The following is an 11,183-nucleotide window of genomic DNA, read 5'->3' as shown; positions in this document are numbered from 1 at the left end:
CTTCCTTTGTACTCACCCTCGCGGGCTTTCCTCCGGGCGCTTCCCTTCGGTCTTTCTGTTCTTGCGTTTCCAACTCTACCAGATCCGTATTCCGTTCCGTTTCCGGTTCGGATTTCAATTCCGGTGGCCGTTGGAGGCCTTTGCCTTTCGGCGGTGCCGACTTTATCAGAAGTTTTGGGCCAGACTGGCCGGCTCAGGGTTTCCGATTAATCGGGAGGGGCTTCTCGAAGAATTGAATTTCGTGAAGCGCGCTAGATACTAGCCGTTGCAATCGAACCTGTCGAGTTCGGGGCAACTGTTCGAATCTACCTCCCCGGTCTGTCCGTGTCAACGGTCTTTCCGGGGCGAAGAGGAGACTAGCAGGTCAGCGGGGTTGTTCGCACATCAGGCGGCCGTGGGCAACAGGGCACTGCGCTCATCCGTGGCGACATCGCCCGTTTCTCCCGTACGAACCGCTCGGCCGCCGAGTACATAGACGTACGTCAGGAAGGCCAGCTCTGCTGTGATGCCGATACCGATGCGGGCCCAGGTCGGGAGGCCGGACGGGGTGACGAAACCTTCGATGGCCCCGGAGATGAACAGGACCAGGGCCAGCCCGATGGCCATGCCGAGGGCCGCGCGGGCCTCTTCGGCCAGGGCCGTCCTGCGCGTGCGGGGGCCCGGATCGATCACGGTCCACCCGAGGCGGAGTCCGGCCCCGGCCGCTACGAATACCGCGGTCAGTTCGAGCAGGCCGTGCGGGAGGATCAGGCCCAGGAAGGTGTCGAGGCGTCCGACGGAGGCCATCAGGCCGATGCCCATACCTACGTTGAGCATGTTCTGGAAGAGGATCCACAGGACCGGCAGGCCCAGGAAGACGCCCAGAACCAGGCACATGGCGGCGGCCTGAGCGTTGTTCGTCCAGACCTGGGCGGCGAACGAGGCGGCCGGGTGGCTCGAGTAGTACGTCTCGTACTGGCCGCCGAGGCGGGTCATCTCGCGGAGCTCGGAAGGCGCCGCGATGGAGGCCTGGACTTCGGGGTGGGTGGCGATCCACCAGCCGATGAGGGCGGCTGTCGCGGTCGAGAGCAGTGCGGTGGGGACCCACCAGTGGCGCGCCCTGTAGACCGCTGCCGGGAAACCGCGGGTCAAGAAGCGCGTCACGTCGCGCCATGAAGCGCGGCGGGTGCCCGTCACGGCACTACGCGCGCGTGCCACGAGTTGGGTGAGACGGCCGATCACCCGGGGGTCAGGTGCGCTCGACTGGATGAGCGAGAGGTGGGTGGCAGTGCGCTGGTACAAGGTCACCAGTTCGTCCGCCTCTGTGCCGGTGAGTCGGCGTCGGCGGCGCAGCAGAGCGTCCAGTCGGTCCCACTCGGCCCGGTGGGCGGACACGAAGACGTCGAGGTCCATCCGGTCTGCTGCTCCTCGCTTTCCGGCACCTGTTCGGCGCGATGGTCCTTCAGCTTGGCAGACTGGCGGTTCCTGGGGCAGCTCGTTGAAGGGTGGGTGGCCGGCGTGAGTGAGCTGGTGACGGGTGAGGCGGTGGCGCTTGAGCTGCGACCCGCGAAGTTGCCGAGTCGGGCGCTTGCCGTGCTCATCGACCTGGCGGTGGCGTTCGCCGTCTATATCGCGGTGACCATGGCGTTCGCGGCTGCGACCGGCTCGCTCGACGACGCCGCGGCCGCGGCCGTCGCGGTGGCGACGTTTCTGTTGGTGCTGGTCGGGATCCCGATCGCCGTGGAGACGTTGAGCCATGGACGGTCGCTGGGGAAGCTCGCGTGCGGGCTGCGCGTCGTGCGGGACGACGGCGGGCCGATCCGGTTCCGGCACGCCTTGGTGCGGGGAGCCGTCGGGGTCGTGGAGATCCTCATGACCTTCGGGGTCGTGGCCTGCGTCGCTTCACTCGTGTCCGCGCGGGGCCGACGAGTCGGGGACGTTTTCGCCGGGACCCTTGTCGTACGGGAAAGGGTGCCGACCGGGCAGTTGGCGTTTGTGCCGCCTCCTCCGCCGTGGCTGGTGGGAAGGTTCGCCGAGCTGGATCTGTCGGCCGTGCCGGAGGGGCTGTGGCTCGCGGTGCGGCAGTACCTGACGCGGATGGGGCAGTTGGATCCGCAGGTGGGGTGGGGGATGGCCGAGCGGCTCGCGGGCGAGCTTGCCGCGCTCACGGGGGCGCCGGTGCCGAGTGACATGCCGCCTGCCGCGTTTCTGGCGGCCGTGACGCACGAGCGGCAGTCGCGGGAGGCTCAGCGCGCACTCGGAGCGAACGCCGCGGGTGGGCAGCAGGCTTCGCCCGTGACCGGTGCGGGTCTCGGGCGGTACGGCGGGTACGCGGAGGCCGCCGGGCCCGTGCCGCCCGTCACCACTTTCGCCCCTCCCGTTCCCCCGGCCCCTGCGCCCGGCCCCGTCGTCTCGCCCGCACAGGTCACGAGCCCCCGCCCGAGCGACAACGCCCCGGCAGGGCCCGGGAGTTCGGACGGGCCGGCCACCGGGTTCGTGCCGCCGGCCTGAGCGGGCGGAGTCAGCGGAACGCCGACGGCGGGGTCTCGAGGTCCTCCAGCTCGATGCCGGGGGCCGCGAGGACCACGTCGCCGCTGATGTGGACCGCCTGCTGCTCGCCCGTGTCCAGGGCTGTGACCTGGTATTCGTCCACGGTCAGCGGTCCGTTGTCAGTGGCGTGTGCTTCGCTGTTCAGCAGGGTCCAGGACTGGTCCACCGTGAGGGGTGCGAGGACGGGATCCGTCAGGGCGACGAGGCGGACGCGGGTCGGCGGGGAAGCGGGGGTGAGGGCGAGCAGTCGTGCGGTGGCGATGAGGAACGCGGGGGATGTTCCCGTGAACGCGTGCGCGGGGGCGTTTCCTTCAGTGGCGTGAGTGCCGGTGGGGTCGGTGCGGACCCAGGTGACGCCGTCGATTGCGGCGCCTCTCACCTGCCAGCTCGCGGCATTCAGTTCGAGGCGTATGGGGCGGCCGAGTTCGTCGAGGGCGAGGTCGATCGAGCCGGCGTGGTCGCCGGAGGGGGTGGTCCGTTGCGCTACATAGCGCCAGCCGGAAGGGCCGGGCGCGCACTGGAAGTGTTCTTCGCCGAGGGGGGTGTGATCGTGCAGATCGTGGAGCGAATAACGGCCGCGGGGCATGGCGTTCGTGGGGTCCTCTGTCTGGCCTGGTGACGGCCGCCTTCAGGTGCGGAGCCGGCGGTCGTCGAAGGACGTGTCCACCGTAGCCAGCGGTGTGTGCGGACACGGGACAGGCCCCCGACACGGGGGTGCGGGGGCCTGTCCTGCGAAGCGGTCGGCCGGCGGGCGGCTGGTGGCTCAGTAGCGGTAGTGGTCCGGCTTGTACGGGCCCTCTACCTCGACGCCGATGTACGAGGCCTGCTCCGGGCGGAGCGTCGTCAGCTTCACGCCGAGCGCGTCCAGGTGGAGGCGGGCGACCTTCTCGTCCAGGTGCTTGGGCAGCACGTACACGTCGGTCGGGTACTCGGTCTGCTTGGTGAAGAGCTCGATCTGGGCCAGCGTCTGGTCCGCGAACGAGTTGGACATCACGAAGGACGGGTGGCCCGTCGCGTTGCCCAGGTTCAGCAGGCGGCCCTCGGAGAGCACGATGAGGACCTTGCCGTCGGGGAACGTCCAGGTGTGGACCTGCGGCTTGACCTCGTCCTTGACGATGCCGTCGATCTTCGCCAGGCCGGCCATGTCGATCTCGTTGTCGAAGTGGCCGATGTTCCCGACGATCGCCTGGTGCTTCATCTTGGCCATGTCCGAGGCCATGATGATGTCCTTGTTGCCGGTCGTCGTGACGAAGATGTCGACCTTGTCGACGACCTCGTCGAGCGTCGCGACCTGGAAGCCGTCCATCGCCGCCTGCAGCGCGCAGATCGGGTCGACCTCGGTGACGATCACGCGGGCGCCCTGGCCGCGCAGCGACTCAGCGCAGCCCTTGCCCACGTCGCCGTAGCCGCAGATGAGGGCGGTCTTGCCACCGATGAGGACGTCCGTGGCGCGGTTGATGCCGTCGACGAGCGAGTGGCGGCAGCCGTACTTGTTGTCGAACTTCGACTTGGTCACGGCGTCGTTCACGTTGATCGCCGGGAACAGGAGGACTCCGTCGCGCTGCATCTCGTACAGACGGTGGACGCCGGTCGTGGTCTCCTCCGTGACACCGCGGATCTCGGAGGAGAGCTGGGTCCACTTCTGCGAACCGTTCGAGATCGTGCGGTTCAGGAGCTGGAGGATGACGCGGTGCTCGTCGGACTCGGCGGTGTCGACCGAGGGGACCTTGCCGTCCTTCTCGTACTCGACGCCCTTGTGGACGAGGAGGGTGGCGTCACCACCGTCGTCGAGGATCATGTTCGGCCCGCCGGTGGGGGTGTTCGGCCAGGTCAGAGCCTGCTCCGTGCACCACCAGTACTCCTCGAGCGTCTCGCCCTTCCAGGCGAAGACCGGGATGCCCTGGGGGGCATCCGGCGTGCCGTTCGGGCCGACGGCGATGGCCGCGGCGGCGTGGTCCTGCGTGGAGAAGATGTTGCAGGAGGCCCAGCGGACGTCGGCGCCGAGCGCGACGAGGGTCTCGATGAGGACGGCCGTCTGGACCGTCATGTGCAGGGAGCCGGTGACGCGGGCGCCCGCCAGGGGCTGCGCGGCGGCGTACTCCTTGCGGATCGACATGAGGCCGGGCATCTCGTGCTCGGCGAGGGTGATCTCCTTGCGGCCGAAGGCGGCGAGGGAGAGGTCGGCGACCTTGAAGTCCTGGTCCTGTCGGTTGGCGACAGAAGTCATAAGTGAGCTGCTCCTCGGTGCTGTTGCAGTCGGTCGAGGTGGGCTGACGGCGCCTGCCCACGGTACGGGCGATGCGCGTAGGGCTGACCTGCGGCGTCCTGGGACACAGGTGTCCCCTGGCGTTCGCAGCGCAGTTCGTCGGAGGCCCTCTCTCCCTCGGGGTCGACCCGGCGTACGGGCCGCCCGACCGCCATCAGCAGCGACGTCTGGCTCGGTACAAAGCTACACCGATCGGCCCAGCCGAACCCACCCCGCCTCTCGATCCGGTCGCGCGAGTTCCGGACCGGGCCTCCTCGGCGGGAGGTACCGGGCAGAAATCGGGATACGTGACCACGGGCCGGCGGATCCGGGACCTTCGGGCTGTCGACCCTGTGCGCATGTGTTGCACCATGCTGGGAGAGACGCAAAGATCTGTGCGCTCTTGCACGGAACGCTTGAAGGAGAGCCACGTGACCAGTCCGGCCGACCCCCACGCGGGCGGAGGGGCCGTCGAGCAGCAGAAGAAGTTGAAGCTGCTCGCGGTGACCGCATGTCCGACCGGCATCGCGCACACCTATATGGCGGCGGAGAAGCTGCAGCAGGCAGCCGACGCCGCGGGCATCGACATGAAGGTGGAGACGCAAGGGTCCATCGGGGCCGAGAACGTCCTCACTGACAACGATGTCAGAGGCGCCGACGGCATCATCATCGCCGCCGACAAGGACGTTGACCGCGCCCGGTTCGCCGGTAAGCGGGTGCTGTCGGTCGGCGTGTCGGAGGGCATCAGCCACCCCGAGCAGCTGATCGAGCGGGTCCAGAGCGCGCCCGTGGCCGGCTCCGAGGGCGGTGCGGCGCAGGAGGCCGCGGCGTCCGGCGGCAAGGCGCGCAGTGCGGCGTACAAGGCGTTGATGAACGGCGTCAGTTTCATGATCCCGTTCGTCGTCGTCGGCGGTCTGCTGATCGCCGTATCCCTGGCGATCGGCGGTCACGCGACGCCGGACGGCATCCAGATCCCCAAGGACACGTTCTGGTTCAACGTCAACGCGCTCGGCACACTCGGCTTCAAGCTGATGCTGCCGATCTTCTCCGGCTATATCGCCTACGCGCTCGGTGACCGGCCCGCGCTGGTGCCGGGCATGATCGGTGGCTTCCTCGCCGCGGACGCCAGCATCTACGGTTCCGACGCCAATGCCGGTTTCCTCGGCGCCATCGTGACCGGCTTCCTCGCGGGCTACCTCGTGATCGCGATCCGGAAGATCAAGGTCCCGAAGGCCATCCAGCCGATCATGCCGATCATCGTGGTCCCGATCGCGTCCACTCTGGCCGTCGGCCTCGCCTTCATCTACATCCTCGGCGGGCCGATCTCCTGGGTGTTCACGCATCTCACCGACTTCCTCGGCGGGATGACCGGGTCGAGCGCGGTACTGCTCGGCGCGCTCATCGGCCTGATGATCGCGTTCGACATGGGCGGGCCGGTCAACAAGACCGCGTTCCTGTTCGCCGTCGGTCTGATCGGGACGAACAACGCCGTCATGGGTATGGCCGCCGCGGCCATCCCGGTCATGCCGCTCGGCCAGGGCCTGGCCACGATGATCCGCCGCAAGCTCTACACGGACGCGGAACGCGAAGCGGGTATCGCAGCGTTGTTCATGGGCTGTTTCGGCATCTCGGAGGGAGCCATCCCGTTCGCGGCGGCGCGTCCGGCGCAGGTCATCCCGGCGAACATGCTGGGTGGCGCGGTCGCCGGTGCGATCGCCGGTCTCTCCGGGGTCGAGGACTCCGTGCCGCACGGTGGTCCGATCGTCGCGGTGTTCGGAGCGATCAGCGGCCTCGCCATGTTCTTCGTCGCGATGGTCGCGGGCACGGTGGTCACCGCCGTGACGACGAACGCGCTCGTCGGCGCGAGCAACCGCCGTGCCGCCGCCAAGCAGGCCGCGACAGTCTCCGTCGCGTCCGGTGAGGGCGCCACGGACGGTGCCGCTCCCGCCGGCACTCCCCATGTCTACGCCACGGCGACCGTCGCCTCCGGGTCCGCGAACGCCTCGCCACAGGCGGCCGACGAGGCGCACGCCGCAGGGGCGAGTACGGCCGCCGATCAGCAGCCCGAGGTCCTCTCCGGCTACCTCACCGGCCGGACCGTCAAGGTGCGGTTGGGCGCGCAGGACAAGGAAGCGGCCATCCGCGAGATGGCGGGCCTCGCCGCCGGTACCGGCAAGGTCGCCGACCTGGAGGAGCTCGTGCAGACCGCGTTGCGGCGCGAGGAGCAGGGCACGACCGGGCTCGGCGAGGAGATCGCCATCCCGCACGCCAAGACGGACGCGGTGACCGCCCCGGTCGTCTGCTTCGCACGGTCCGACGAGGGCATCGAGTGGGGTTCGCTCGACGGCACCAAGGCCAGGCTCGTCTTTATGATCTCGGTGCCTGAGGCCGCCGCGGGCGACGAGCACCTGCGCATTCTGGCGCTGCTGTCGCGCAAGCTGATGGACACGGACTTCCGGGCGCGGCTGCAGGCGGCTCCGGACGAGGCGGAGATCCTGCGGGTGCTGGCGGAGGTTCAGTAGCCCGGATCGACCGATACGTGGTTGGGGCGGCCGGCGAGTACGTACTCGCCGGCCGCCCCATCCACGTAGTAGAGGAAGCGCTGTATGTGGTTGGGGCCCGCCGGGAAGTCCGGCGGGCCCCAACCACGTACAGAAGTGCAGGAGGTGTTCAGTGCTCCGGGGTCGGTGTCGGGCCGCCGGGGCTTGCTTCCGGGTCTGAGCCCTTCGCGGCCTCGGTCTCGCTGTAGATGTCGGGCTCGAGGTAGATGACGCGGGCGATCGGGACGGCGGCACGGATGCGGGCCTCGGCGTCGTTTATGGCGCGGGCGACCTCGGCGGCCGTGTCGTCGTGCTGCACGGAGATCTTCGCGGCGACGAGGAGCTCCTCGGGGCCGAGGTGGAGCGTGCGCATGTGGATCAGGCCGGTGACGGTGTCGCCGTCGACGACGGCCTTCTCGATCTTCGCGACCTCGTCGGCGCCGGCGGCCTCGCCGAGCAGCAGCGACTTCGTCTCCAGGGCGAGGACGATCGCGATGATGATCAGCAGGATGCCGATGCAGAGCGTGCCGATGCCGTCCCAGACGGCGTCGCCGGTGGCGAGGGTCAGGCCGACGCCGAGCAGTGCGAGGACCAGACCGATGAGCGCGCCGAAGTCCTCCAGGAGGACGACCGGCAGCTCAGGCGCCTTGGCGCGCTTGATGAACTGGCTCCAAGAAAGCTTTCCGCGCAGTGCGTTGGACTCCTTGATGGCCGTACGGAAGGAGAAGCCCTCGGCGATGATCGCGAAGATGAGCACGCCGACCGGCCAGTACCAGTGCTCCAGATCGTGCGGGTGGCTGATCTTTTCGTAGCCCTCGTAGACGGCGAACATGCCGCCTACGGAGAAGAGGACGATCGACACCAAGAAGGCGTAGATGTACCGCTCGCGTCCGTACCCGAAGGGGTGTTGCGGAGTCGCCTCGCGCTGGGCCTTCTTGCCGCCGATCAGCAGCAGGAACTGGTTACCCGAGTCCGCGAGCGAGTGGACGGCCTCGGCGAGCATCGACGAGGAGCCACTGAAGAGGAACGCCACGAATTTCGCTACCGCGATCGCTAGGTTGGCGGCCAGCGCCGCCACGATCGCTTTGGCTCCGCCTGAAGCACTCATGTCGTCCCTGGTGTCCTTTCGAGGTTCTACGTAGTACGTCCCGTGCGCGGTGGGTCATTGTTGCAGCACGGGACGTCGCAGGTGCCTCTCAGGCCACCACCGTCGCACGGAAAACCGTGCCGGATCCGGACACATTCACCGTTTCGCCCGCCGGAACGAAGGCCGAATCGCCGGGTGCGAGCGCGAGCTCGCCGGCCCGGACGGTACCCGCCGTGCACAGCAGGATCTGCGGCGTCGCGGCCGTCAGGTCGTGGTCCGCGCCGCTCTCGGGCAGCACGAAGCGCGAGAGGCGGAACTCGTCGATGGGGGTGTCGTAGACCTCTTCGCCGTCCGGGGACGCCTCAGGGCGCAGTACGCCGGGGTCGGTTGCCTCGAAGCGGACGATGCGCAGCAGTTCGGGCACGTCGACGTGCTTGGGGGTGAGGCCGCAGCGCAGCACGTTGTCGGAGTTGGCCATGATTTCGACGCCGAGGCCGTCGAGGTAGGCGTGCGGGACGCCTGCGCCGAGGAACAGGGCCTCGCCGGGCTGCAGTTGTACGTAGTTGAGCAGCATGGCCGCGATGACGCCCGGGTCGCCGGGGTAGTGGTGGGCGATGCCCGCGTACGGCTCGTAGGCGCCGCCTAGGCGCTGGGCGGCGGCCGTGGCCTCGGTGACGGTGCGCTCCATGTCGCCCGGGTCCGCGCTGAGTACGGCGGTCAGGACCTCGCGCAGCGCCGCCTCTTCGGGGTGGGCGCGCAGCAGATCGGCGTACGGCTTGAGGCTGTCGACGCCGAGGCCTTCGAGCAGCCGCGCCGCTTCCTCGGGCGCGCGGAAGCCGCACAGGCCGTCGAACGGCGTGAGTGCGCAGATCAGTTCGGGTTTGTGGTTGGCGTCCTTGTAGTTGCGGTGCGGGGCGTCGATCGGGACACCGCGCCGCTCCTCGTCCTCGTAACCCTCCTTCGCCTGCTGGAGGTTGGGGTGCACCTGGAGGGAGAGGGGCGCGCCCGCGGCGAGCAGTTTGAGGAGGAACGGGAGGCGGGGGCCGAACTTGGCCGCTGCCTGGTCGCCGAGTTCCGCCTTCGGGTGCGCGTCGATGACCTCGTTCAGCGGGCCGCGCTCGGTGCGCGAAGGGGCGCCGGCGTGCGCGCCCATCCACATCTCCGCCTGCGGTTCACCGGTCGGGCTTGCGCCGATGAGCTGCGGGATGGCGGTGGTCGAGCCCCAGGCGTAGGGGCGGATGGTGTTGGTGAGGCGGTCCATGAAGGTTCTTTCGGTACGCGGTCCAGGGCGGGGCGGCCGGGTGCGGTCGGCCGACCGGGACAGGGTCGGTCCGGGTCAGGGTCGGTCCGGGTCAGGCCCGGGAGGCGAGACCCAGGTAAACGGCGGCGAAATCCGTGACGGCGATCAGCTCCGCGAGGGTCTCCAGGTCGCTGCCCTCCTCCGGTTCCAGTTCGCTGATGGCGATGTCGTGCGAGAGCGCGAGTTCGCGGGCAGCGGGCCGTGCGCTGAGGCCGCCTGCGGGCCGGTCGCGCAGCAGGACGACGCGGGCGCGCAGCATCTGAACCTCCTCGACACGGTCGCGGAAGAAGTCGTCGGGGTCGGCGCCCGCGGCCATGTCGCCGGTGAGGAGCGCGCCGTGGGCGGGCATCGCCTCGGGCAGGTCGGCGGCGAGCGCGGCGCGCCCGGCGAGCTCCGCGAGAGCGGCGGCGAAGCGGCGGCCCGCCGGGCCCGCGGCGGCGCCCTCCGTCCAGATCAGCGGGAGTGCCTCGGCGAGCTCGGCGGCGAGCGTCTTCGCCGGGTTGCTGTACGTGGCGATGGCCGGGCCGCAGCGCTCGGCGACCTGGTCGAGGCGGTCGGCGACCTTCGCGAGCGTGTCCGGCGCGGCCGAGAGGAGGCCTGTGCGGTCGAGCAGAGCGAGGAGGGGCGTGAGCAGTGCCCAGAGTGCGCCCGGCGCGGAGGCGGCCGCGGGTTCGTCCTGCTCGTACGGGGCCGTGGCCATCGGTACGGACAGGCCGTGCGCCCCTGCGACCGACTCGGTCAGCGGGGCGCCGGAGGGGCAGACCGCGACGGCCGTGACGCCGCGCCGGTACGCCTGCTCCACGAGGAGCGAGAGGCTCGGTTCCGTGCCGTCCGGGGTCGCGATCAGGAGGAGGTCGACCGAGCCCGCCCAGCCGGGCAGCTCCCAGCGCAGCGCGCCCGGCGCGGAGGCCACGCCGGTGGGGCGCAGCCGGACGACGGGGCAGGCCGCGCCGGCCAGGCGCCCGACGAGGTCGGCGACGCCCGCGGCGGCCGTGCCGGGGCCCGCGATCAGGATGGCGCGGGGGCGGCCGTCGGGCTTCAGCTCGGCGATGCCGGCCTCGGCCGCGTGCCGGGCCGCCGTGCGGACGCGGGCGCCGGCCTCGGCGGCGCCGCGCAGCAGGCCGCGGCGGTCGGCCCTGGCCAGTGCGTCCGGGTCGTCCAGGATCGATTCGTCGAACATGGCGTCGGGCCTCTCCTGCGGGCGGCTTCTTTTCGGGGATCCGGCCTGATCCGAACGACAGGCCCTAGGCGGGGCGGCGCGCCTCGTCGATCAGGAGGACGGGGATGTCGTCGCGGACCGGGTAGGCCAGGCCGCAGTCCTTGCCGGTGCAGATCAGCTCGGCGTCGGCCTCCTTGAGCGGGGCGTGGCAGGCCGGGCAGGCGAGGATCTCCAGGAGGCCGGCTTCGAGCGGCATGGTTCCCTCCGGGGGGTGTGGGGTTCGGGGTGCGGTGCACCGCGTGCGGCGCTGATCACCAGCGTAC

At 69.9% G+C, this 11,183-nt stretch carries 9 protein-coding genes; 2 read left to right on the top strand and 7 right to left on the bottom strand.

Translation table 11 applies throughout. From position 1 onward, the window contains the following. Positions 1-384 precede the first annotated feature (384 nt). On the bottom strand, positions 385-1,392 hold the full coding sequence (locus ACWD2L_RS39170) for a stage II sporulation protein M (protein ID WP_351345587.1): 1,008 nt from the start codon (positions 1,390-1,392) through the stop codon (positions 385-387). Positions 1,393-1,497: 105 nt separating this feature from the next. On the opposite strand from ACWD2L_RS39170, the gene ACWD2L_RS39165 reads away from it, so the two are divergent. Continuing rightward, positions 1,498-2,490 (top strand): RDD family protein, encoded by a 993-nt coding sequence (locus ACWD2L_RS39165; protein ID WP_351345590.1) that lies wholly within the window; start codon positions 1,498-1,500, stop codon positions 2,488-2,490. A 10-nt stretch (positions 2,491-2,500) separates the two neighbouring features. On the opposite strand, the gene ACWD2L_RS39160 is transcribed toward ACWD2L_RS39165, so the two are convergent. Both ACWD2L_RS39160 and ahcY read right to left on the bottom strand, forming a co-directional pair. Then, complete coding sequence (locus ACWD2L_RS39160; RefSeq protein ID WP_351345593.1) at positions 2,501-3,115, bottom strand: hypothetical protein; 615 nt, start codon at positions 3,113-3,115, stop codon at positions 2,501-2,503. Positions 3,116-3,292: 177 nt separating this feature from the next. After that, positions 3,293-4,756 (bottom strand): adenosylhomocysteinase, encoded by a 1,464-nt coding sequence (gene ahcY / locus ACWD2L_RS39155; protein ID WP_351345596.1) that lies wholly within the window; start codon positions 4,754-4,756, stop codon positions 3,293-3,295. A gap of 449 nt (positions 4,757-5,205) precedes the next feature. Between ahcY and ACWD2L_RS39150 the strand changes: the two genes are divergently transcribed. After that, positions 5,206-7,296, top strand: a complete 2,091-nt coding sequence (locus ACWD2L_RS39150) for a fructose-specific PTS transporter subunit EIIC (protein ID WP_351345598.1) — start codon at positions 5,206-5,208, stop codon at positions 7,294-7,296. A 148-nt stretch (positions 7,297-7,444) separates the two neighbouring features. On the opposite strand, the gene ACWD2L_RS39145 is transcribed toward ACWD2L_RS39150, so the two are convergent. From ACWD2L_RS39145 to ACWD2L_RS39130, 4 genes are all read right to left on the bottom strand, one after another. Further along, positions 7,445-8,422 carry a cation diffusion facilitator family transporter gene (locus ACWD2L_RS39145; protein WP_351343032.1) on the bottom strand — a complete coding sequence of 326 codons (978 nt, stop codon included), beginning with the start codon at positions 8,420-8,422 and terminating at the stop codon, positions 7,445-7,447. 88 nt (positions 8,423-8,510) lie between these two features. Continuing rightward, on the bottom strand, positions 8,511-9,662 hold the full coding sequence (gene manA / locus ACWD2L_RS39140; protein WP_351343030.1) for a mannose-6-phosphate isomerase, class I: 1,152 nt from the start codon (positions 9,660-9,662) through the stop codon (positions 8,511-8,513). Between the two features lie 91 nt (positions 9,663-9,753). Further along, positions 9,754-10,881 (bottom strand): SIS domain-containing protein, encoded by a 1,128-nt coding sequence (locus ACWD2L_RS39135; protein WP_351343028.1) that lies wholly within the window; start codon positions 10,879-10,881, stop codon positions 9,754-9,756. Between the two features lie 64 nt (positions 10,882-10,945). Beyond that, positions 10,946-11,116, bottom strand: a complete 171-nt coding sequence (locus tag ACWD2L_RS39130) for a Trm112 family protein (RefSeq protein WP_351343026.1) — start codon at positions 11,114-11,116, stop codon at positions 10,946-10,948. Positions 11,117-11,183 lie beyond the last annotated feature (67 nt).

It is taken from the genome of Streptomyces sp. NPDC002754 (assembly GCF_053592315.1).
The sequence above is the reverse complement of the archived record's forward strand: the minus strand, read 5'-3'. Positions and strand labels throughout refer to the sequence as shown.

Bases quoted from the DNA above. Each gene is read 5' to 3' on its own strand.
- ACWD2L_RS39170 (WP_351345587.1), bottom strand. From the start codon at position 1,392: ATGGACCTCGACGTCTTCGTGTCCGCCCACCGGGCCGAGTGGGACCGA.
- ACWD2L_RS39160 (WP_351345593.1), bottom strand. From the start codon at position 3,115: ATGCCCCGCGGCCGTTATTCGCTCCACGATCTGCACGATCACACCCCC.
- ahcY (WP_351345596.1), bottom strand. From the start codon at position 4,756: ATGACTTCTGTCGCCAACCGACAGGACCAGGACTTCAAGGTCGCCGAC.
- ACWD2L_RS39145 (WP_351343032.1), bottom strand. From the start codon at position 8,422: ATGAGTGCTTCAGGCGGAGCCAAAGCGATCGTGGCGGCGCTGGCCGCC.
- manA (WP_351343030.1), bottom strand. From the start codon at position 9,662: ATGGACCGCCTCACCAACACCATCCGCCCCTACGCCTGGGGCTCGACC.
- ACWD2L_RS39135 (WP_351343028.1), bottom strand. From the start codon at position 10,881: ATGTTCGACGAATCGATCCTGGACGACCCGGACGCACTGGCCAGGGCC.
- ACWD2L_RS39130 (WP_351343026.1), bottom strand. From the start codon at position 11,116: ATGCCGCTCGAAGCCGGCCTCCTGGAGATCCTCGCCTGCCCGGCCTGC.